Origin of the sequence: Bacillus sp. AFS012607, from assembly GCF_002558005.1 — a bacterium.
Taxonomy (GTDB): domain Bacteria; phylum Bacillota; class Bacilli; order Bacillales; family Bacillaceae_G; genus Bacillus_A; species Bacillus_A thuringiensis_S.
On sequence record NZ_NTVM01000036.1, the window covers coordinates 17907 to 42226 of the forward strand.

Consider the following 24320-nt stretch of genomic DNA (forward strand, 5'->3'; position numbering starts at 1 on the left):
CTGTAAAGGAGGAGTCCGTACATAATGGAATATAGATTATTAGGTAACACCGGGTTAATAGTTTCAGAGATAGGATTCGGTTCGTGGGCGATTGGTGGAGATGAATGGGGAGCAGTAAAAGATAATGAATCACTTGATGCAATTGAGAAAGCAATTGACCTAGGGGTCAATTTTATTGACACTGCTGATGTTTATGGATTAGGTCATAGTGAAACACTCGTTGCAAAAGCTATAAATAATCGCAGGCAGGATATCATTCTTTCTACAAAAGGTGGATTAATTGGTCATCATTATGACCCAAATCAACCAGCTATTTATGGAGATCCTCAAAAGATCATTGATGCGTTTGAGGCTAGTTTACTGCGCCTTAAAACGGATTATATAGATGTGTACTTTTGTCATATTTGGTGGGATAAACATGAAGAAACAGAAGCCTTTCTACAAGCTTTCCAAACCTTAAAAAAATCTGGCAAAGTGAGAGCCGTTGGTGTTTCTACTAATGATTTAGATTATATAAAACATTTTAATCAAGATAATGATTTAGATGTCGTACAATTCGATTATAGTATTTTGAATAAAGAGCCTGAGAAAGACATCCTTCCTTATATTGAAAAACATAATTTAGGTGCTGTGATAAGAGGTCCACTTAAGATGGGGATTTTAACTGGAAAATTTAAACATAAAACTCAATTTCCAGACGATGATTTAAGAAAAGATTGGCCAAAAGAAAAGTGGTTTAAAGATAGCTTAAACAAAGTAGAGAAATTACGTTCACTTGTACGCTCAAATCGAAGTTTAGCGCAAGTTGCTTTACGTTATGTTTTAAGTCATCCTGCCGTTTCAGTTGCTATTCCTGGTGCAAAAAATTCTACCCAGGTTGAAGAGAACTCTTCCCACTTAACTCGTCCATTATTATTAGATAATGAAATTGAATTCATTAAACAACTTTGATCAAATAATTATTCTTCCATAAAAAATTATGCTGATTTTTCTACCAAATCCATACTACTACTTCTTCTCCACTAGAACATATCTTTAGCACTTCCACCCTATTTTTTTATCTTTTCCCAACAATATCTACATTTTATAAGGTAGTTGAACCCTTTTATTCAACTACCTTATAATACGTTCTACATTATATTAAAATATCTACTACACTAGTTGAATACATGCTAAGGCAACATGCAAACCGAATAAACAATTAATTCAGAAATATTTTTAGAAACTTCATTATCTCACAATTACTTTTTTTAAAATAAATCAAAAAATTTTTCTTTACTTTAAATTCCATAATTCATATAATCTTCTATGGAATTACATTTTTTTCTAAATAGCTCCTCATTTCTAAGTATTCAAAAGGGCAATTACAAATTATTATACCCTTATGTTTAACCAAGTAAAATAAAAATCCAGTTTTTCACAAGGAGAAGTGACTGCATGCAAGATATTTTAAAACTATTTCCGAGCGTTGACGGAAATGAAGAAAAACAACAACTTTTATTAGAATCTATGCAGAAAATAATTAAAAATCTTGACCAATTAAAAAATGAAGAGCGAGCTACTTTAGGTAAATGTGAGGAAAAATCAGAAGGATACTACAATGGCTTAATTCACCAAAGTCATATTCCACTAGCTGGAATCACTATGTCTGAGGTTATAGAAGAGCTAAACCAATTTATGAATGGACATCCGTATCCAAATAAATATTACTTGTCTAACGCTGTACCACTACCAAGTATACCTTCACTATTAGGGGTAATGACAATGGCACTTTTAAATGGTAATGGTGTTTGGGATGTATATGGTCCAGGGGCAGCTGAAGCAGAAGTGAAAGTGGTATCCATGCTTTCAAAACTGATAGGTTATAATCCACATAATAGCGGCGGCTATACAACATGGGGTGGACAAGGATGCGTGTTTTCTAGCCTGCGCTTAGCAATTTCTAAACAATTTCCATCGGCAAAAGAACATGGTGCTCCACAAAATGTATATTGCTTTGCTTCTGAAAATGCACATTATAGTTTATTAAAGTCAGCTGAAGCAACTGGTATTGGGTCAAATCACTTAATAAAAGTGAAAACTGATCCTTATACAAGTTCTATGGATATAGAAGATTTAGAGGCTAAAATGATACAAGTTATTAACAATGGCGGTATCCCCCTTTATATTCTAGCTACCATGGGATCAACAGACACATTTACTATTGATGATATAAGAAAAATTAAAGAGAGCGCTGAAGCAATACAGAAAAAATATAAATTAAAACCGATTTATATCCATGCTGATTCTGCAATGGGCGGATTCTATAGTTTCTTTAATAATTATAGTTTTGAAGAAAATTCACTCTCATTTGAACCTAATGTGAAAAATGCCTTACAATACGTACAAGATAAAATGCAATATATGTCCCTTGCAGATAGTGTATGTTTTGATTTTCATAAATTAGGACAAACACCTTATGCTTCAAGTATTTTAATCGTAAAAAATCATACTGATTTACAACTGATGGACATTGAACAAGATGACACACCTTATCTTGGTAATAGGTCATATGGAAGTTATCATACAGGCTATACCTTAGAATGTTCACGATCTGGCAGTGCTATTCCAATGTATATCAATCTATTAGCCTTCGGAATTGAAGGTTATCAAAAAATATTAGCAAATTATATTCGTGTAAATCTATTATTTAGAGAGAAGTTGCGCAAGGCCCTACCCCAAGTCGCAATCACAAATGATTTTACATATGGACCAATTACAACTTTCCGCTTCTATCTGAATGGAGATGGCCAAGAAAATTGGGAAAAAGAACGAATAGGCCTTGCAACAAAAGAAGAAATTGAGGATACAAACCGATTAAATATAGAACTATTTAATTACCTAGGAAAAAATCGCGATCAAGTATTTTTTGGTGATACAACTCGTTCTTGTGTAGTAGATGTAATAAACAGTTATGATAGAAATCCGATTTCTACATTAAAATTCTTTTCTATCTCTCCATATACAACTGTTGAATGTATAGATGAGATCGTAGAATTTCTTTATAAACATATTTCGATTGCTACTAAACAGATTCATTCATATGTTTCATAACCATATTTGTTAGCGCTTTAATAGTTAAACTTTACTAGATGAAATAAAATTTTTAATCCTTTTAATTACTATTCACTATATCAGGAAAGAGGAAAAACATATGAATATAGAGCTACTTGATACACACCACGTGAAAGATGCAGCACATTTACTTGCACATTCTTTTGTGAATAATGAACCTCTTGTAAGCAGTTTACAAATTCCTTTTGCTCCTTTTCACAAAATGTGCGAAGAAATGATGAAACAAGCTGTATCTCAAGCTATGTCATTTGTAGCAATAGAAAATTTTCAAATTGTTGGAGTTCTTTTAACAAAAAAAGTAACCCAGCCACTAATAGATACAGATAAAGCGATTGAACTATGCCCACAAATGGAACCTATTTTTCAACTTTTAGATACATTAGAGACAGAATCTATTGAGTTTTCTCATTTAGATAAAGAAAAACTGGTCTATCTAGATATGGGCGCTTGTCATCCAGATTGGATGGGAAGTGGTATAGTCACTACCCTTCTTTCACATGCCATTCAAGAAATAAGTAAAAGAGATTATGATTTTATTGCCGCTTGTACAAATAAAATTTCTCAAAAAATCCTAAAAAAACTGTGTACGACCTATGAAATGAATGAAATAGTGTATAGTAATTTTCTTTATAAGGAAGCATACCCATTTGCTAATACAACAACTTCCTTAGCAGCCCAATTACTATATATACCTCAATCCCAATTTGTCATCGAGGCCATATAAGTTTGTGAAGAAGACTAGCTGTACTTTTTGAACTGCACCCCAATTGTTAGACACAGTCTAACAATTGGAGGTGTAGTTTTTTTATGACTAAATTTACTTCAGGTGACAAAATGAATGCAGTTATACGTTATCAGGATGGAAGTGAAAGTATAAAAGATATTGCTAAATCATTGAGAGCAAATCATGAAGTAGTACGTATGTGGATAAAACAATTTGAATACCATGAAATCCAAGCATTTGAAAAAGGCTATACAACGTATTCTTCACAGTATAAACTAGACGTACTAAATTATATGATCGAACATGGAACGTCTCCAAACGAAGCGGCAGTTATTTTTAATATTTCTTCACCTGGACTTATTAGAAAATGGCGCATTTAGCTACATTAAAAAGGAGTAGACGCCCTTAAATCGAAGAAAAAGGGCGTCTACCTATGACTAAGGGCAATCAAAAGCCCAAAGGAACAAACACAAACAGGAGAATCAGTAGAAGAATTATAAGCTGAATTAGAGCGTTTACGTCTGGAGAATGCTTATCTAAAAAAGTTGAATGCCTTAGTTCAAAACAAGGAAAAATCACCAAACAAGATAAGGCGCAAGTAATTTATGAACTAAGGAAAGCATTTACGGTGAAGGCACTTTTAAAATTAGCAGAACTCCTACGAAGTACATATTATTACTGGATACAAAATTCTAATCGGCCAGATAAAGATAAAGAGCTAAAGATCTTAATTCAAAACATTTACGATGAACACCAAGGTCGTTATGGATATCGCCGTATTCGCGATGAGTTAATGAACCAAGGACACAAAATCAACCATAAAAAAGTTCAACGAATTATGAAAGAGTTAGGTTTAAAGAGTCTAGTTCGTATGAAAAAATATCGCTCCTATAAAGGAAAAGTAGGCAAGATTGCGCCAAATATTTTAGAACGTAATTTTAAAGCTGAAAAGCCGAACGAAAAATGAGTTACAGACATAACAGAATTTAAATTATGCGGCGAGAAGCTCTACTTATCACCGATGTTAGATCTATAGAATTAGTTCCTATTTTCATGTCTTTGTACAAATGTAGAAAGACATGAAAATGGATACTTTTTAGACACATAAGTAGATCATTATTGAATATCTTTCATTACTAATATAAATTCCAAATGAATTTTCACTTCACATTTAATTAATATTATTTCTTTAAATTTAAATAATAAAAAATAGCTTGTTAAAAGAGCGTGTTTAGCTAAACACGCTCTTTTAAATATTTAAACCCTATATTAATTTCTTATTCCATTCATTTAACTTATTCATACTTTTTTATATTCGGTTGTAAGCTTCAAATTTATAGCCTTTTTCTTTTAATCCTTTTATAATCTGTGAGCTGCTACCATCCTGCACTTGCATTCATACCAGATCCCATAAAAGTAATAAATAACGGCCATAATAACGGCCATAACGTAAGAAGTATATTTACAAGTATAAGTATACTATATACCCCAGGGAAATTATGATTTTTACAATTTACCAATACTAAAATCACTAATAATATTATGGGTATTAAATATAAAAATAGCATTATAAACCAATACCATGTCATTAAAGTAAGACTCAATGGTCCTAATATCATGTGTACAACTCCGAATGATATTCCTAATGCTCCAAAACTAAAGGTTGTAATTATTGTTTTTAGAAGCACTTTAGCCAATTTTGTGTCGTATGTATTTCTACTATATAGACCTATCACAATATACAACGATAGATACGCCATTAATACACCTATCCAAATCAATAGCCAGTCTGCATCTAACATAAAGATGTCAAACAGCGCCCAACACGCCCCTACTATTGAAAAAACAAGGGAAATAATTATATATTTTAAAACTGGTTTCATGTTCATTTCACGTCCTTTAAAAACTTAAGAATACATTATTAGCTTGTATCCTTTTTTTCTACCGCTTTACTATAGCCTGTTGTATATTCAATAACAGTAATCCCTTTACTTGTAAGTAGATTCTTTTTCCACGTTTTCGCATCAGTTGACATATGGGCAGTTATATTGAATCCTAACTTTACACTCATAATTCCAATGCTTAACCCTAAATTTCTAGTCAAACCTACTGCAATTGAATAATTTGAAAAGAATGCTCTAAACCTGTCACTATCTAATACGAAATAATCATCTTGTTTAGTTAATAAATGATGTTTCAAAGCTAAATATTTGGCTTGTTTTAATACCTCATATACTCCGCCTCTTGCTTTAATAGATTAAGAAATTGGAAGATGACTATCACATTTTAATAATAATTTTCCTGGTATTGCTTCTTTATATTCTCTTTGCAGATATTGTTTCATGGAATTAATATTTACTAGTGACGATTCAATAATGCCACTGGCCTCTTGTGTTTCAAGAAAAACTTTTGCATTATTATGGAACAAATCGTTTTAATCAATCTTCTGCATCTATAACATCAACTTTAGTTAAAGTACTATTTTGAATAAAATATTCAAAATTCGTTTTATTTAAATTAAGCAAAATAAATTCCTCGGTTTCAATTAATTTTTGAATCAATGGAAACCTCTTTTTCAACTTCTCTTTTGTTTCTATTGAACTTTCACTTATTTATAAACCCCCTTCAAAATATAATTAACCTATTTCAACTATTTTCGTCTTATTTAATATTCTTACAACGACATAAACGTTTGAAAATTAATCATAATTTATTATAATTAAGTATATATTAACAATTTGTTAAGTATAAGTAAATAAAATCAATTTTAATTTAATAAATTTCACTAATTTAAAGGGGATTGTGTATATGAACAATATTAATGTTGGTCAAAAAATTATGGCATTTAGAAAAGGTGCAGGATTAACTAGTAAACGTTTAGCTGAATTGGCTGATATAACACCTTCCATGTTAAGTCAGATTGAGAAAGGGATCACGAATCCATCATTACAAACACTAAAGTTAATTTCTGTAGCATTAAATATTCCTTTATTTAATTTTTTCTTGGAAGATACCAATACAGAAGAATTAGTTGTAAGAGCGGATCAAAGAAAAAAAATGACTTTCCCTGAAAGCGGTAATGTTTCGTATGAGTTATTATCTCCTAATTTAGATGGATCACTGGAATTGGCTTTAATGAATCTGCTACCTCAAACCGCTTCATCTATGGAGCCTGTGGCACATAAAGGTGAAGAAATAGCATTTATTATGGAAGGACAAGTAAAACTATATCTAAATGATGAGGTTTTACTTCTCAATCAAGGTGATAGTGTTAAAATACCACCATACGCAAAACATAAATGGGAAAACACTTCTCTACACAAAGTCACTGTTATATTTGGAGTAACCCCACCATCTTTTTAATTTTAAATACTAGCGCATAAAAGTTAGAGAAAATAATTCTCTAACTTTTATGTATACATAACTATATTTTTAAAAAGATAAAAAAAATAGTCTCATAATTATATGAGATTAAAATCTAAAAGATTAAGAGAAGTGAGAGAAGTGAGAGAGAACATCCTAATTACATACTTAAATTACTTTTAATGCCCAGTATTTTTCTCCATTAGTTTTACTTGAAAATTAATATAAATTTATTATAATTAAGTATATATTAATATGTCAACAAATTATTAAATTTAGGTAAACAAAATTAACTTATACTGTTTTTTCGTGTAAACATTATACATTTTCGTTAAAGTTATTCATTTACACTTATTTATGAAAATCGGTATGAACCGTTCTATAAGACATTGTATCCCTCCAGCGGTTTGATGAGTTGCGTTTAGTTATATGCTGACAGGTGCGTTTATATTCGATGTAGGAAAACATAATTCCTAGTTTGTTCTTGTTCTTTTATGGAAAAGTAACATTTGTCATGTTGTGTTTATAGAATTAAAAAAGAGTAGCACCCTTTCTCAGATACTACTCTATCTATGCTATTGTATATATGGTTTAATATCCAAGTATGCCGACAATTTGAGTTGCTTTATTGTTACGAATGGAATAATAAATTTCTAAACCTTTACGTTCAGCTTTTAGTATTTTACCCTTCATTTTAGATAAATGTTGTGAAACAGATGATTGGGGTATCTCTAAAATTTTTGTTAGCTGAGAAACATTAAAAGTATTATGCTTGCTTAGCTCGTTTACAATACGTAAACGAATTGGATGCGCCATTATTTTTAAAATTTCAACATCTTCTTCTGTAATATTAGTTTTTTTTGATTCGAGTACAGTGCTTGTCATAGTTATTCTCCTTTATTACTTTCTTATGAGAAGTTATTTACCCTAGTATTCCGTATCAAAATTTTATATATCTTAATAGATAAAAATCCGGTATATAATAAANNTTTATTATATACCGGATTTTCTATTCGAGTGTGAAGTTCATCTGGAGTTTTCATGATTTTTGCATATCCTAATGTGCAACTAAACGAATGTGTATCTGAGGTCTGATATTGCATAATTGTAAATAACAAAAATAGAAAGTTCTCATATTTACTAAAGGTAAGTAATCCGTCTATTTATTTTTCTACAATACAACTACGTTCTTACAGGGGGCACCACACATCTATCAACTTAAGAATGGAAACAAAGTGTACTTTCATTTTGTGTGGAAAAGCATTCCTAAATAGAAGCATACTCTTAATAATACATATACCAAATAAACCCTATCGCTTTATTAAAAGTCAAGGAAATAGTAATAAAATCCTATATTTATACGATTGAATATAATCTCACACATTTTATAAGGTAAAAAAGAAAGGATAGATGAACAGGAGAGTATACCTGTTTACATCTACCCTTTTTACAACAATATGACCATATTAACTACTACAACAAGGATTTTTACCACAACAAATTTTCATATAGTTATTAAACTATTTTTTTAATAATTAAATTAACCTCTTCGTTAACTTTAATTACGAATAAATGGTCCTCTTTCACCTTCAATTGGATCAACTACATCTTCATTAAAAGATTCAGTATGTTGTCTACCATATCTATTAAACTAGCGGTGTTTATTTTCCCTGATTCCTTTCCATACCTAAGGTACCCAAAAGTCCACTGGATTCCCGAGGCTACTATCCACATTTGTGTCTCTGAAAAGACTTTTTGTGCCATTAGACGTAACTGTAGGTTCCTGAACAAGCAAAATCATGAAAATACACAAAAAGTTAGATTATCATTCATTACATTACTGTTTTGCTTCGTTCGAATAGAAAAAATCGGAAGAACGCCACTTGTTCGATATCTCCTCAATGTGATAAGGTGTCGTTCTGCAGCATCCACCTATTAAACGTGCACCTGCTTGGTACCATTCTTCAGATTGAATATTCAACGCGTTACATTGTTCATGACCATGCCATGTTTTTGTTTCTGGATTATAAGTTTCACCAGAGTTTGGATAAACAATAATCGGTTTTTTGGTGTTTGCCCTCAACTCTTGGATTGCACCAGTCACAACGGTTACTGGCGCACAATTGATGCCTATCGCTACAATTTGTTCACTTTTCTCAAAAACTCGTGCACACTCCACGAGTTTCATACCTTCACTAATCTCTTTCTCATTTTTTAGCGAAAAGGAAAGCCACGCATATGTTTCTGGAAACTCACGCAATAATGTATCTAATACTCTTGCTTCTTGCAGGGAAGGGATCGTTTCAAATGCCAATAGGTCTGCACCTGCTTCGATTAACGCAGACATTCTCGAACGGTGAAAGTCTGCTAATGTTTTATCTGTCACACCATAGTTACCTAAATACTCTGAACCATCTGCAAGGTAAGCTCCGTACGGCCCAACTGATGCAACAACCAATGGTTTAGGCCTATTCGTTTGAATATTTTCCTTCCAAAAATCATCTCTTGCCCTTCTTGCAAGTAACACCGTTTTTTTAATTAATTCCAAAGCTTCCTGTTCTTGTATTCCACGCGCGGAAAAACCACTAATAGTAGCTTGATAGCTTGCTGTTATGGCACAGTCCGCTCCAGCACGAAAATAGTCTGAATGAACCTGATAAATTAGTTCCGGATTTTCTAGTAACACACGTGCCGACCAAAGAGGATCGTCCAAATTACATCCATGCGCCTCCAATTCTGTAGCTAATGCTCCGTCAAGAAGCATAATGGAATGTTGAGATAAAATATCATCAATTGGGTTAATTTTGTTCGACATAATCTACGCCCCTCTTTTTTAGATTTTTTGTTAGATAATAACTTCCATAGCAAAACAAAATAAACGGTATGCCGCAATATAAGGCAATTCTCTGTGTTGGGTCGAATGCAATTCCAATACACGATGCCAGACAAAGGATAAAAGAAGCAATTGGTACTAATGGATATAGTGGTGTGCGATAAATCAAGTCCTTTTCAGAATTTCCTTCTTTCAAAAATTGTCTGCGAAATAGGAACTGGGAAGCACTAATACTCATCCAAACTATAACTACTGCTAGACCGGAAATGGAAACAAGTACGATATAGACAGTATCTGGTGCCACAATACTTGAGAGCAAAGCCAAAGCTCCACCCACCATACTGAAAATGACGGCGTTGATTGGAACACCTTGCTTCGTCATTTTCCCAAAAATCGGGGATATCGTATTCTTATTAGCAAGCGACCAAAGCATTCTAGAAGAGGCATAAAGGCCTGAGTTTGCCGCAGATAAAATGGCTGTTAAGATAACGAAATTCATTATGTCAGCTGAATATGGCACCCCAATTCGTTCTAGAACTGCAACAAAAGGGCTCTCTAATACCCCTGCATCGGAAATAGGCAATAACGCAGATAAAACAACAATCGTTCCTACAAAAAAGATGATCAATCTCCACAGAGTAGTTCGAATGGCCATCGGTATCATTTTTTCTGGGTTCGCTGTTTCTCCAGCTGCAATGCCTATTAATTCTGTTCCCGAAAAAGAAAAATTAACCGCAAGCATGGTCATCATAATGGCCGTAGCACCATGAGGAAATAAACCTCCACTTGTAAAATTAGAAAAGAATGGTGCTGCTTTTGAATGAGTCATCGGAAGAAACCCTAGCATTGCCGCTACTCCTAAAACAATAAAAAACACAATAGCTATAACCTTTATCGATGAAAACCAAAATTCGGATTCGGCGAAAAATTTAACAGTCAGGACATTTAATACAAAGATCAAAATGGCAAAAAGAGCACTCCATACCCAAACATTAACCGATGGAAACCATCGCTTCATAAGTAATCCTGCAGCTGTAAATTCAGAACCTAAAGCAACAGTCCAAGTTAACCAATACAACCAGGCTACTGTATACCCTGTACCCGGTCCAATGTATTTAACTGCATAACTATGAAATGCGCCCGTTTCAGGCATATGTACGGAAAGCTCGCCTAAACATAGCATAACTAGATAAACCACTAGCGCACCAACCAGATAGGATAGAATTGTTCCAAATGGGCCAGCTTGTTGAATAGTGTAACCCGAACTTAAGAATAAGCCAGTTCCAATCACCCCACCAAGTGATAGCATGACTAAATGACGTGCTTGCATTTTCCTTTGAAATTCTTGCCCATTTTTGTTCTCCATTTCTACTCTCCTTTAGTTACTATCCAGAAAAAACAAAAGCGCACTCTAAAAAAGAGGGCGCTACTGACAAATAAAAACGGAAGCTCTCATCTATCAGGATTATCACCCGCTGGAATTAGCACAGTGTCTACTTAAGCAGACCTGTTGCTGAGGTTTCATAAGGCCAGTCCCTCCACCTCTCTGGATAAGAAATATTTTTTTATAACCTTATCAATCCATTCAATAACTGTCAAGATAATTCTGTTTTTTAAAAAAATTATCTATTATAGAAATACAAAAAATAGAGTATTACTATAACTGCAACCCACTCCTTCTTGGGTATTATTTAAAAATCGAACATACAAAACCTCATTTATTTATGCTACGGTTCACAAGCACTTCCTCAAAACTTGATGCACTTCACACAAATTAACCAGATCCGTAAAATCAGGAACTGGTTAATTTGTGTTTAAATAATATTTTCTATAATCTTTATATAAAAATTATAAAATTTATTATATACTTGAAACAATACATATAGAGTTACCTACCAAATCGTATCCTCCAAAATAATTAGGTATTATAAAGTGGTCTCCTTTTTTAAAGAAATAGTGCTCACCTTCTTTAATTAACTCACCTTCTCCCTGTATTACACTAACAAGAAGGAAGGCTTTTTGTTGTTCCAAACTAGCTGATCCATCTAACTCCCATTTTTCCACTGAAAAATACGGACATTTAATAAAATTAGTTATACTCAAATCATCTACTTTTTCATTTTTAAATGTTAACTGATTCGAAATACATGGAGTTTCTATTACATCAATACTGCTTTCAAGATGAAGATCACGTAAATTACCTTCTGAATCTCTTCTATTATAATCATACAATCTATAGGTTGTATCAGAGTTTTGCTGCGTTTCTAATATCAAAATCCCTTTACCAATTGCATGAACAGTTCCACTCGGTACATAGAAGAAATCTCCAGTTTTCACCTTCACGCGATGCAACAGTTGGTTCCACTCTTTCTTTTCAATCATAGCCATGAATTCTTCTTTTGTTTTCGCATGATGTCCATAAATAATTTCCGCGTCTTTTATGGAATCGATTACATACCAACATTCTGTTTTTCCTAGTTCTCCATTTTCATGTACGCTGGCATACTCATCGTTGGGATGAACTTGAACAGATAAATCTTGATTGGCATCCAAAATTTTTGTAAGAAGAGGGAAACGCTCCCCCTCCATATTTCCAAATAAATCTCGATGGTTATCCCACAATTCACCCAAAGATAGCCCTTTATACTTTCCGTTCTTAACAATACTTTGTCCATGTTGATGTGCAGCAAAAGCCCAACACTCTCCAGTTTGATTTGATGGAATCTCATATCCAAAAGAAGTTAAATGTGTTCCACCCCAAATTCTTTCTTTAAAAACAGGTGCAAAAAATAATGGTTCAGTCATGATTTAAATCCCCCATTCTATGCTATTTCATCTAGTAGTTTGTATGCTTCTGCTTTTGTTTGAACAGATAATAACCGCTCTCTAAAACTGTCATCCATTAGTTTTCGAGAAAGCATTTGAAGGATTTTTAAATGTTCATTTCCTTCATTTCCTTTTGGTACCGCAATCATAAATATTAACTTTGCTTCCGTTCCATCAAGGCTGTTCCAATCTATACCCGATTGTTTAATTCCAAATACCACGCTCGGTTTCCTAACGGCAGCTGATTTCCCATGTGGAATCGCAATGTTTATACCAATACCTGTAGTACTTTCTTGCTCACGGTTCATAATAGCCTGTTTAAATTCTATCACTGAATGTAATGCACCCACCTGCTTTAACTTTTGAATCATTTCATCAATGATGTCATCTCGTGTTTCCCCTTTTAAGTCCGTTTCAATTAATTCTAAACTTGTAATATCTGTTAATTTTTTAATTTCTACCTTGTCTACTTGTTCGCCTCTTACTTGAGTCTCTCGTTCCAGTTGTTGCACTTCTATTGTTGCTGATACTTCTTTTATTTGTTCATTTTCTTGTTTTTCTAACTTTGAAACGTCTTTTTTCAATACATTTACTACAACAGCCGTCACAATAGAGCCTACAATTACAGCTACAAAAAACATAAATACATTATCTACTGCCCCTAACACTGCAACAATTGGACCACCATGTGCTACTCTGTCTCCTACATGACCGATCATCGCAATCACAGCACCCGTCATCGAACCAGCCATTATACTTGGAATAACCCGAAGTGGATCTTGTGCTGCAAAGGGAATCGCACCTTCCGTAATACCAAATAGCCCCATTGTAAATGATGCTTTACCCATTTCTCTCTCTGAATCTTGAAATTTCCCCTTACCTATGAAAGTAGCCAGTCCCATTCCAATTGGTGGTATACAAATTGCTGCAGCAATTGGACCCATAATTTCATAGTTTCCTTCTCCAATCATTGCTGAGCCAAATAAGAATGCTACTTTATTGACTGGACCACCCATATCAAATGAAATCATTGCCCCTAAAATTAATGCTAAGAGAATTGAACTCGACCCTTGCATACCTGCTAACCAAGCTGTTAATGATACGAAAACTTGTGCAACAGGAGCACCAATAATAAATACAAATGCTAAGCCTACAATAAGAGAAGTAAATACCGGAATAATAATAATCGGCATAATTGGTTGAATCGCTTTTGGAACTTTTAATTTTTTGATTCCTAACGCTATGTAACCAGCTAGAAAACCAGCGATAATTCCACCAAGAAAACCAGCACCACTTTCACTTCCGTAAAAGCTTCCTGTTGCTGCAATATATCCACCAATCATCCCAGGAACAAGTCCAGGTTTATCCGCTATACTATATGCAATATATCCAGCCAGTATTGGAACCATGAACGTAAATGATGCACCACCAATTTGTTCAATGTTTTTCCAAAAAGAACCCTCTGGAATCACTAAACCCCCAGGAGTTTTTTCTCCCCCAAGTGTTAACGCAATAGCAATTAATAATCCCCCGACTACGATAAATGGAACCATAAAAGATACACCATTCATTAAATGACGATATATCGGATTTTGCTTTCTTTCCTGATGGTTACTTTCTACTATTTTTGACTGTGAATGATAAATAGGTACATTCCCGCTGATTACTTTCTGAATTAATTCTCCTGGTTTACGAATACCATCTTGTACCCCAACAACCAACAATTTTTTCCCTACAAATCTATCTTTATTTACGACTCTATCTGCAGCTATAATAATGCCGTCTGCTTCGCGAATATCTTGTTCCGTCAACTCATTTTCTACCCCTATTCCACCTTGGGTTTCAATTTTCATTTGGACTCCTAATTTATCCGCTGTTTTTTGCAAATTTTCAGCTGCCATATAAGTATGGGCAATCCCATTTGGACATGATGTAACCGCTAACAATTTCATTCTTAATCCTCCTCACACTTTTTACTAAGCGCCTACACTTACTATAAATTAATATTACGACGTCAAAAGTTTCATTTTTTACCGTAACTTCCGGAAAAATAAACCTTTTACCCAAGCTAAAAACGGGTTATTTGATTCTCCACTTTTCGGTTAATTATGTAAAAAGGACAAAAATTTCATTACGTTTGTTTCTTTCGTAAGCTTTTGAATAAAGGATGGTTGCTCACTTATAAAGGATAGTTCCTGAAACAATTGTTTCGTTACCTCTTGTCCATCACTTTTAACTGCTAGCATAAATACAAGTGATACATTCTCTTCTCCCCAATCAATTGGTTCCTTTAATGTAGCAATTGCAATTACTGATTCTTGAATAAATTTTGGGTTGCCATGGGGAATTGCGATTCCTGCCCCAATCGTTGTTGCTGACATTTTTTCTCTTATGATTGCATTTTCTGCATACTCTTTATCTACATACCCCTTACTATGCAAAGCATACGCTAACTTTTCAATTAGCTCATATGGGTGCTGTATATCCTGTTGTAAAAACACTAAAAATGGAGATGTATAATTGAACATAACAAAGTCTTTTTGTTCTTTATAACTTGGCTCATCATAATTTTGTATAAAGTCCCCTAGCTTCTTTTCTTCTGGCCCCTCTAATAATGGGGATACTACTATATGAGGAATGTTTAATCTTGAAAGACTAGTAGTTGAAATAACGAGATCCACATCACGATGTTTCATTATATAACTTTGTAAATCAGCTTTTGAAATACAGTCCATAACATGGATATGACGAAATTTACGCTCAATTTTTGTACGTAACAACTGCGACATGCCAATGCCCATATGGCAAACAATAATTACATTTTTAGATTTTTCCTGGTGATTTAACCGTTCAACAGATGCTTCAAAGTGTAGAGTAAGATAAGCCGCTTCTTCTTCTGGAATATATATATTTAGAGATTCATTTATCTCTTCTAATACTTGTATCAATACATTAAACACATAGGGATACATTCTCTTTATATCGTGTAACATCGGATTAGAGACAGAAAGATCATAGCTTAAGCGATTCAATGCGGTATATAAATGAATCGTTAACCCTTCAATTAAAATTTTGTCTTTACTGAAATCAATTTCATATAACTGTGACATACGTTTAACTAATTGCTGTATAACCATAGAAAGAATTGGATTACTTTCAGTAAGTGTGCTGTCCTGCATTGGTTTATCTTGATAACGAATTTTCCCACCTAAAATATGAGCTGTTAAATACGTAACTTCTTCTTCTGTAAAATGAACTGAAAAAACACATTCCAACTGTTTTAAAAATTCCAATGTCCATATATATTCTTTTGTTTCTTTCAGTATTTTAATTTCCTTTTCAGCATTTAAAATAGGTTGTTTAAGTTTCATTCTCCGTACCATGAGCAATGTATGCACTAATAAACTTTCAAATGTGTCATCTGTAAAAAACAATGCATTTCGTTTTTGTAACGCTTTCAATTCGTTCGTAACAAACTCAACCTCATGATATTGAAATTGTTCTTTAATAAATTGATTCGTAAGATCAGAATTACGAATCAAATCTGATAATCTAGCCAATGCTCTTCTTTTTTTCTTTTCAATTCCATCAATAATAAGTCCAACTCGCTGTTTTGAAACAATGGTTAAATCAAAATGATGTAACCATTTTTCAATTCTATCTAAATCTTTTTTTATAGTCGTTCGACTTACAAAATGTTGGGATGCCATTTCCTGTGCAGTAACTGCCTTTACATTCATTAATAAGTTGTATGCAATTTGTAGAATTCTTTCTTCATCTGATTCATACTTTGTGCGATTATTAATACAATAAAGTTTATTAAACAAGTCCACCTTTTCATATTCCTCAATCTCTAAGTACACACCTAATCCCGGTTTCCTAACAAGAATCGCACTTGAATAATTCGCAAGGTGCTCCTCAATTATTTTAAAGTCATTACGAATTGTTTTTTCAGAGCAATTCACCTTATCCGCAAGGTCTTGTACTAATGAATAGTCGTTAGATTCAGATAATAGTAGAAATAAAATTTCTTTCTGTCTTGTATTCATAAATTTCACCTATCTCTTATATCTTTCTATGTTATATGCATTACTTTACAAGATACTTTTACCCTCTCTTATAACTAGCAATTTCAATTAATTGTACTCACTTTCAAATTTTAGCTACCTTACGTTAAAAATTCATATTTAGAATTAATTATTTTTCTCGATACTCCAACATCATTTCTATATTAAGTATCTTCAGCAACTAAGAAGACAATTAATTTCAATATACCGTAAAGTATCCCAATTAAAAGTTTAATTTATTACCAAGGCTCCGGAAAAGCTGCTTTATTTCTGTAACGAAATAAAATCCTGTATTAGTAGTTTTTTATCTACATAATTAATTTTAATCTCTCTTCTAGAATCTCCCTATCTGATTGTGATTTTGAAATTACAAGACATGTATCATTCCCACAAATACACCCTACTTTTTCTTTCCAGTCTACAGAGTCTAATAACACCCCTATAACATGTGCATTACCCGGTAAAGTTTTAATAATGGTTAATTGATTTATATAATCAATTTTTACGACAACTTCTCCCAACTTTTTCTTTAACATCATATCAGTTTGTATATTATCTCCTGTGAAGTTTTTATATATAGTTAAACCGTTCGAAGAAACTGTCTTTATTATATTTAATTCGCGAATATCTCGCGAGATAGTAGCTTGTGTTACAATTTCCCCTTTTTTTGCTAACAGCTCTACTAACTTTTCTTGTGTATCTATTTCATGCTCTCTCACCGCTTGTTTAATTAGCCTTTGTCTTTTCTCTTTTCTCATAAAAGACGCCCCTTATATCGTTATACTTTTATTATATCTTCCTTTAAATTTTATTCGAAAGAGGAAAAGGGGAATGTTGCGGAAACGTTCATAGTTTTGAGTACTTTAAGCCCCTATAGGAGCCCACCACACATCCATTAACTTAAGGATGTAGAATCTGGATAAAAAAGAATTATCTTTATTCGCTGAAAAGTTATATTGATATATAATTACTAATCTTCAATTACCAATCCTATCCATTGCAATAAAATAAAATAGGTTGTAACATCTACCAGTATTTAAATGACGAACATTGTCTACAGCATTTCAACTAATAATTAAGAGGAGCATACAATGAATAAAATAAAAAGGTTACTAAAACGTAAAACGACTTTGATAATTCTTATCCTATTCGTATTTGTTTATGTAAATAATAGTTCTTTTTTTGCTGAGAGGGCCGATAGGACTCCTCTTCTTCTTGCTCACCGAGGGCTTTCGCAAACATTTAGCATGGAAGGGATTGAGGGTGATACATGTACAGCTAAACGTATAAATAAACCTGAACATTCTTATTTAGAAAATACAATTCCATCTATGGAAGCGGCATTTAAAGCTGGAGCTGATCTAGTAGAGTTTGATGTTCAACCAACTAAAGATAATAATTTTGTTATTTTTCATGACTGGACTCTTGATTGCCGTACTAATGGTAAAGGTGTTACAAGAGATTTTACAACAAAAGAACTACAAGCACTTGATATTGGTTACGGTTATACAGCTGATGGGGGTAAAACATTCCCGTTTCGTGGCAAAGGGCATAATCTTATGCCAACACTTGATGAAGTACTTACCCATTTTCCAGACCGTTCTTTTCTTATTCATATTAAAAGTGATGATGAAAATGAAGGAATCCAAATGGCTACTTACCTCAAGAAATTACCAGCGAAGCGCCTTGATCAACTAACTGTATATGGTGGCGATAAACCAATTGCTGCGATAAAAGAGCGCATCCCTAGTTTACGAATAATGTCAAAAGCGACCATGAAAAAAGATCTTATTACTTATATGGCATTAGGGTGGACTGGCTACATACCTTCAAGCCTGAAGCATGGAGAATTACATATACCAGACAAAGTAGCTCCTTGGCTTTGGGGATGGCCAAATCGTTTTCTTAATCGAATGGATAAAGCAGATACTAGAGTTATCATTGTAGGAGGAAATGGGTTTGGGTTTTCAAGTGGATTTGACTCATCTGAAGATATAAAACGTCTTCCTGACGATTATACAGGTGGAATTTGGACAAACCGCATTGATAAAATAGCACCTGTATTTCAGAAATAAAAGATGATATAACAAGAATTTTCCCATTTGTTTAACCATTTATATTTTAAAAGAAGACTTATTAATAATGTTGAAGTTTTATACACCGATAAACACCGCTGATGACCTCCATTATTTATAGGAAATCAGCGGTGTTTTTTGGATTAATGCAACTCACTGTAATTCAAACCGAGATATGACTGTAAATCAAATTTGTGAAATTACAAATGTGTCTAGGGCTTCATTATATAGAAAGCTATCAGAAGGGAAACAATAATCATTCCTTATTCCGTTAAAGGATTATATAACAGAATAAATTATTGTCAAAATTAGAATTTTTTGAAATAATCGTTATTAAGTTAAAGGTGAGCGATTGCAGAAAAAAGTGATACGACTTTCTCTTACTTAAGAATCGTGTAATAGTTAAAAAATTCGATTAATTATATTCCGAAAGGATGTGTGTAAAATCTTATCAACTAATGTTTTTACTTATAAATCTAAGGATGGAAAAACAATAATAATTAGAGAAGCTAAAGAACAGGATGCGGAAAGAATGCTAGATTCTGCTTCAAAAGCTTTAATAAACGCTCCATATATGCTAAGTACGGTTGAGGATGTAAAAAAGGTGAGTGTTGATGTTATTCAAAAAACGTTAAAAACTTATCATGAAAATCCAAATTATGTACAGTTTATTGCTGAATTTGATGGTAAGTTAGTCGGTGCAATAGATTTTAAGAACGGAAACAAAGAAAAAATTAGTCATCAAGGGGCTTTTGCGATGAACATACTACCTGAATATCGAAATTATGGTATTGGAAGAGCTCTTCTAGAAACATTAATCAATTGGGCTAAAAATAACAGTAAGATTGAGAAAGTCTGTCTTGAGGTAATGGAAGATAATCTAGGTGCAATCCAGTTATATAAGAATCTTGGCTTTTTTGAAGAGGGTAGAAAAGCAAAGGGTGTAAAATTGGATGGCGGTTATCAAGATTTAATATTAATGGCTTTATTTGTTTGAAATTGAACATTATTCAACAATAGGGAGCTTTAATTGAGTAATAAAAAAAGCCTAATTTCTTCACATTAAATTGAGAAATTAGGCTTTTTAATATTGAAATTTCCTTAACGTTGTAAATCCGCATTTTCCTGACGCTACCCCATTAAACGTTTACTTTTATCTTCATGACAATGCCTTTTTTCTTTTCACGTATCGCTTGGTTTTTCAGTCGTGTTTGCGTTTGATCATCGGTTAAATGATGGATAATGCCACGTGCTGGAAGCTTCTGATTTTGGCCAATATATGCCTCGTGGATTTCTATCGTTTCACCAGGGATTAGATCCTACATCATTTGTGTCATATCAAGCTGGATGTATTCTTTTTACTTTTTAACGTACCATTATTGAAGTATTCTGGGTCAGGGTTCTTGATATAAATGCGTGTATTCAACTTCAACCGTGAGATATAGTAAACCTTTTTATCCTGAATGGTTTGTAAGTCTACTAAATCGAAGTAACCGAGATCACGTAAACACAAATCGCCTGCTTCTATGGTTTCAAGACAGATGGTATCATATGTTTTATCATTATTCTTTCCTGGTCCAAGCTGCACGTTAATGACTTGACTGCTAAATAAATCATATTCCAATTGAATTTTCATGCCTGCCTCATTACTACTTCCACCTAAACCTTGATAGTCGATGGCAAATTGACCAGGTAGTTGAAACACTCTTGCATCTAGAATACGTATACGATTGAAAATAGAGATTATATGTGCAGAAAGTGAGTGATTTGAACAGAGTTTTTGTGTGAGAAGAGAAGTAAAGATTTCTCGAAGAAATGCTACGTGTAGACTAATCCAAACGCATAAATCGGCCAAATCTCTTGTGTCATATTTACTTTTACGTTTTACGAAACTTTTGCTTTTGAAGGATACTTAGAGATAGGTATCGCTGGAGTTCTTTAGCGAATAAATGAAACTCATATTGAATTGATAGCGTCATAAAAACGCAATCCTTTCTGTATATTTCTACAAAAAGGATTGCGTTTTTTAATTGTATGATTACATATTATCCATTATTAGCTGGAGCCTCTCCTGTATTCCCATCATTACTTGGTGACGGTAGCGTTCCATGGTCATCCTCATTGTTTGGTGGTGTTGTATTTCCTTGGTCACTGCCACTTTTTGGCGGCGTTGTATTTCCTTGGATATTACCATTGTTTGGTGGTGTTGTATTTCCTTGGTCACTACCATTTTTTGGCGGCGTTGTATTTCCTTGGCCATTGCCATTGTTTGGTGGTGTTTTATCTCCCTGGTCACTACCACTTTTTGGCGGCGTTGTATTTCCTTGGCCATTACCATTGTTTGGTGGTGTTGTATTTCCTTGGTCACTACCACTTTTTTGTTCACTTTGCTTTTTCTCTTCTAGTTTCTTTAATTCTTCTTGTTTCTTTTGCTTTTCTTTTTGCTTATTTTCACTCGGCTGTTCAGTCGTATTTTCTATTTTCGTATTTGGAGAAGAATCACGCTTCTCACCTTTAATACGTAATTCGCTACCTTCTTGAACTACACTGTTCGGCATTTTAAATTGTGACTTATCTGTAGCAAACTTACTCATCATTTCTTTAAAAATCAATTGAGCTATTTTCGTATTTTTACTACTAATATAATCATCTTTACTATCCTTTGTATATCCGGTCCATACTGCCATCGTATATTGTGGTGTATAACCAGCAAACCAACTATCACGAGTTGCACTTTCTGGTAGATTATATTGTGCTATTTGTTCTAAAGAATAGTTTGTTGTACCTGTTTTACCCGCTATATCTAAAGAACTTATATTTGCTGTTGTACCTAATCCAGATGAAACAAAAGTACGAAGCATATCAGTAATCATATATGCTGTAGAATCCTTCATAACTCGTTTTGACTTTTGCTCAAAGCTTTTTGATTTACCATCTGAATAAATGACTTTCTTAACAAAATGTGGCCTCGTATACTTACCATCATTACCAAATGCCGCATAAGCACCTGCAATTTCAGTTGGTGACGCTTCATTTGTACCAATCGCTGTTGATTCGGTCGGTGCTACATTAAATGTAATACCTAGCTTTTCAGAGAAACCTTTTGATCTATTAATTCCTACTTCTTTTGCAGTTTTTATTGCCGGGATATTTCGGGACGTTTTCAATGCATCACGCATTGTAATTGGTCCTAAATGCTTTCTATCAGCATTTCTAACTTCTTGTCCCGTTGAATACTTAAATGGAGAGTCATCAATTTGATGGTAAGTAGCCCATTTTAAATATTCAATTGCAGGAGCGTAATCAAAAATTGGTTTCATCGTTGAACCTGCTGAGCGATTTAATTCAATTGCAATATTATGTCCTTTAAAAACAGCTTTATTTTCACCACGCCCACTACCAATTGCACGTACTTCTCCTGTTTTCGTATCCATAAATGTGAAAGCGCCTTGGAATTTCTCATTTGGATAATTAATAATATCTTTATTTAAAAGTTTGTCTGCAAAATCCTGTGCCTTTGGATCTAATGTTGTATAAATTTCTAAACCGTCAGATCCGATATTAACATCTGGCAACTCTTTTTCAACTTCTTTCACAACCGCATCCATAAAAGCTGGATAGGGCATTTCTTTTTGTTCAGTTGCTTTCTTAAGTCCTTCTGTTACTGGAACTTTTGATGCTTCTTCCATTTCTTTTTTTGTAATATAACCATGTCGATTCATTAATTTAAGTACAACATTTCTTCTTTCTGTTGCTTTTTTAATATTTTGTTCTTTCGTTGGATCATAGTTATTAGGAGCTTTCATTAAACCAGCAAGCATTGCAACTTCTGGTAGTGTTAAATCTTTTAATTCCTTCCCATAGTAATTTTGTACTGCTGTTGCAATTCCGTATGAACGGTTACCTAAGTAAACTTTATTTAAATACATTTCTAAAATTTCATGTTTTGAATACTGTTGTTCTAGCTTATATGCTAAATATATTTCTTGCGCCTTTCTCTTTGACGTTTTTTCCATCGATAAGAAGTAATTTTTAATAACTTGTTGTGTAATCGTACTTCCACCTTGAGAGCCGTAATCCCCTTTTAGGCTGACTAAGACTGCACGTGCAGTACCTTTATAGTCTACGCCACTGTGCTCGTAAAAACGTGCATCTTCTGTTGCTAAAAACGCATTTTCTACTAACTTAGGAATCTGATCATACATAATATTCGTTCGTTTTTCTTTTCCATATTCATATATCAATTTCCCATCTTTATCATAAATTTTTGAGGATAACGGATTAACAAGTTTTGCTTTCTCAAGTTTTGGAGCATCTTTAATCATAACGAAAAAGGTAGCAACTCCTGCGACTAAACCCACAATACCAAGTAATAAACAACTAACTAAAAACTTACGAAAAAACGATGTTTTACCTTTTGCTTTTTGTTTCTTAGCAGCAGGCTGTTTTTTCTTTTTAACTTGTCGTCGCTCCTCTCGAGAACGATAATTTTCTGACATGCTACTTTCTCCTGCCTTTCAATTCTCCTGTTGATTTACTTAAAATTATTGAAGCCACTTTAAGAAATATATTCATATTTAAAAAGTGTACTAAATAGACAATTTAAGTAATAAATTTGTTCCACTTTAAGATGAGGAAGAAATTTGAGCTTATCTGATAACGAAACAGAAACGATAATAGTGGCATAACTAAAAAAATGGAATTTCATAGAAAATCCATTTTTAGCTTAATGGGCATGTGGCTGTACCCCTTGTATAAGAGTTTGTTTTTAAACAAACTCTGTCTCAATAGTATCCTGATATTACAAAAAAGAACTAAGATGTTTCATCCTAGCTCTTTTTTAGCAATATCAACTTATTATATACATTCCTCAATCGTTATTTTACTTCATTGGCAACAAAGAAATGCTCACATACACTTGAAATACGTTTTAAATCCACATTGCCACCTGAAATAACCGCTACTACTTTTTTACCCTGTACATATTTATCAACTTTGCCTGCAAGAAGAGCGGCTGTTGCTAATGCTCCCGCACCTTCTACGACAGCCTTTCCGCGTTGCAATAAGTCTTTCATCGCTACTTCTAATTCTTCTTCCGATACAGTTACAATTTCATCTACTAGGTTTTTTACAATTTCAAAGGTTAAATTTCCAGGTATTTTAACTGCACAACCATCCGCTATTGTTGGAGCTTTATAATGTGATACAATTTCTCCAGCATCATAAGAAGCTTTCATACCGTGTACGTTTTCAGCTTGAACTCCAATAATATTAATGGAGGGATTAAATGATTTCAGTGCTACAGCAATTCCTGAAAT

16 protein-coding genes, 4 pseudogenes and 1 riboswitch are annotated in these 24320 nt (G+C 33.4%); of the genes and pseudogenes, 8 read left to right on the forward strand and 12 right to left on the reverse strand.

What is annotated here, in order from left to right:
* Positions 1-24: 24 nt before the first annotated feature.
* The 4 genes and pseudogenes from CN409_RS27970 to CN409_RS32465 form a co-directional block, all read left to right on the forward strand.
* Positions 25-951: an aldo/keto reductase gene (locus tag CN409_RS27970; RefSeq protein WP_000456654.1), complete on the forward strand. Its 927-nt coding sequence runs from the start codon at positions 25-27 to the stop codon at positions 949-951.
* Positions 952-1437: 486 nt separating this feature from the next.
* On the forward strand, positions 1438-3093 hold the full coding sequence (locus tag CN409_RS27975; RefSeq protein ID WP_001152303.1) for a pyridoxal phosphate-dependent decarboxylase family protein: 1656 nt from the start codon (positions 1438-1440) through the stop codon (positions 3091-3093).
* A 100-nt stretch (positions 3094-3193) separates the two neighbouring features.
* Complete coding sequence (locus CN409_RS27980; RefSeq protein ID WP_001019437.1) at positions 3194-3838, forward strand: GNAT family N-acetyltransferase; 645 nt, start codon at positions 3194-3196, stop codon at positions 3836-3838.
* Positions 3839-3921: 83 nt separating this feature from the next.
* Positions 3922-4871, forward strand: a pseudogene (locus CN409_RS32465) (IS3 family transposase); the annotation flags it as partial.
* A 343-nt stretch (positions 4872-5214) separates the two neighbouring features.
* Here CN409_RS32465 and CN409_RS27995 read toward each other — a convergent pair.
* Complete coding sequence (locus CN409_RS27995) at positions 5215-5721, reverse strand: DUF3902 family protein (protein ID WP_000805753.1); 507 nt, start codon at positions 5719-5721, stop codon at positions 5215-5217.
* Positions 5722-5774: 53 nt separating this feature from the next.
* A pseudogene (locus CN409_RS32470) lies at positions 5775-6435 on the reverse strand (D-serine ammonia-lyase); the annotation flags it as partial.
* A 211-nt stretch (positions 6436-6646) separates the two neighbouring features.
* Between CN409_RS32470 and CN409_RS28005 the strand changes: the two are divergent.
* Positions 6647-7201 carry a helix-turn-helix domain-containing protein gene (locus CN409_RS28005; RefSeq protein ID WP_086422535.1) on the forward strand — a complete coding sequence of 185 codons (555 nt, stop codon included), beginning with the start codon at positions 6647-6649 and terminating at the stop codon, positions 7199-7201.
* Between the two features lie 591 nt (positions 7202-7792).
* Here the strand turns inward: CN409_RS28005 and CN409_RS28010 are convergent.
* From CN409_RS28010 to CN409_RS28040, 7 genes are all read right to left on the reverse strand, one after another.
* Positions 7793-8086, reverse strand: coding sequence for an ArsR/SmtB family transcription factor (locus tag CN409_RS28010; RefSeq protein ID WP_000204904.1), 294 nt, complete (start codon positions 8084-8086; stop codon positions 7793-7795).
* 952 nt (positions 8087-9038) lie between these two features.
* Positions 9039-10016, reverse strand: coding sequence for a homocysteine S-methyltransferase (mmuM, locus tag CN409_RS28015; protein WP_097981980.1), 978 nt, complete (start codon positions 10014-10016; stop codon positions 9039-9041).
* Entirely contained in the window at positions 10000-11400 is a 1401-nt protein-coding gene (mmuP, locus tag CN409_RS28020; RefSeq protein WP_097981979.1) for an S-methylmethionine permease, read from the reverse strand. Before mmuP ends, mmuM begins: the two co-directional genes overlap by 17 nt.
* Positions 11401-11483: 83 nt before the next feature.
* Positions 11484-11591: riboswitch (SAM riboswitch) on the reverse strand.
* Between the two features lie 303 nt (positions 11592-11894).
* Positions 11895-12839, reverse strand: coding sequence for a mannose-6-phosphate isomerase, class I (gene manA, locus CN409_RS28025; RefSeq protein ID WP_097981977.1), 945 nt, complete (start codon positions 12837-12839; stop codon positions 11895-11897).
* A gap of 17 nt (positions 12840-12856) precedes the next feature.
* Positions 12857-14812: a PTS fructose transporter subunit IIABC gene (locus CN409_RS28030; protein ID WP_097981976.1), complete on the reverse strand. Its 1956-nt coding sequence runs from the start codon at positions 14810-14812 to the stop codon at positions 12857-12859.
* A 150-nt stretch (positions 14813-14962) separates the two neighbouring features.
* Positions 14963-16909, reverse strand: a complete 1947-nt coding sequence (locus CN409_RS28035; RefSeq protein WP_097981974.1) for a BglG family transcription antiterminator — start codon at positions 16907-16909, stop codon at positions 14963-14965.
* A 326-nt stretch (positions 16910-17235) separates the two neighbouring features.
* The gene (locus tag CN409_RS28040) at positions 17236-17685 is read right to left on the reverse strand and encodes an arginine repressor (protein ID WP_097826425.1); all 450 of its coding nucleotides are present in this window, start codon (positions 17683-17685) and stop codon (positions 17236-17238) included.
* Positions 17686-18018: 333 nt separating this feature from the next.
* Here CN409_RS28040 and CN409_RS28045 point away from each other — a divergent pair, with 333 nt between their 5' ends.
* From CN409_RS28045 to CN409_RS28055, 3 genes and pseudogenes are all read left to right on the forward strand, one after another.
* The gene (locus CN409_RS28045; RefSeq protein WP_097981973.1) at positions 18019-19002 is read left to right on the forward strand and encodes a glycerophosphodiester phosphodiesterase family protein; all 984 of its coding nucleotides are present in this window, start codon (positions 18019-18021) and stop codon (positions 19000-19002) included.
* A 172-nt stretch (positions 19003-19174) separates the two neighbouring features.
* A pseudogene (locus CN409_RS28050) lies at positions 19175-19258 on the forward strand (helix-turn-helix domain-containing protein); the annotation flags it as partial.
* A 180-nt stretch (positions 19259-19438) separates the two neighbouring features.
* Positions 19439-19999: a GNAT family N-acetyltransferase gene (locus CN409_RS28055; RefSeq protein ID WP_097981971.1), complete on the forward strand. Its 561-nt coding sequence runs from the start codon at positions 19439-19441 to the stop codon at positions 19997-19999.
* A 137-nt stretch (positions 20000-20136) separates the two neighbouring features.
* On the opposite strand, the pseudogene CN409_RS28060 reads toward CN409_RS28055, so the two are convergent.
* The 3 genes and pseudogenes from CN409_RS28060 to CN409_RS28070 all read right to left on the reverse strand — a co-directional run.
* Positions 20137-20981: pseudogene (locus CN409_RS28060) on the reverse strand (IS4 family transposase); the annotation flags it as partial.
* A gap of 66 nt (positions 20982-21047) precedes the next feature.
* Complete coding sequence (locus CN409_RS28065) at positions 21048-23501, reverse strand: PBP1A family penicillin-binding protein (protein WP_097981969.1); 2454 nt, start codon at positions 23499-23501, stop codon at positions 21048-21050.
* 378 nt (positions 23502-23879) lie between these two features.
* Positions 23880-24320, reverse strand: a 441-nt coding sequence (locus tag CN409_RS28070) for a pyridoxal-phosphate dependent enzyme (protein ID WP_141527748.1), incomplete at its 5' end; no start/stop codon positions are given.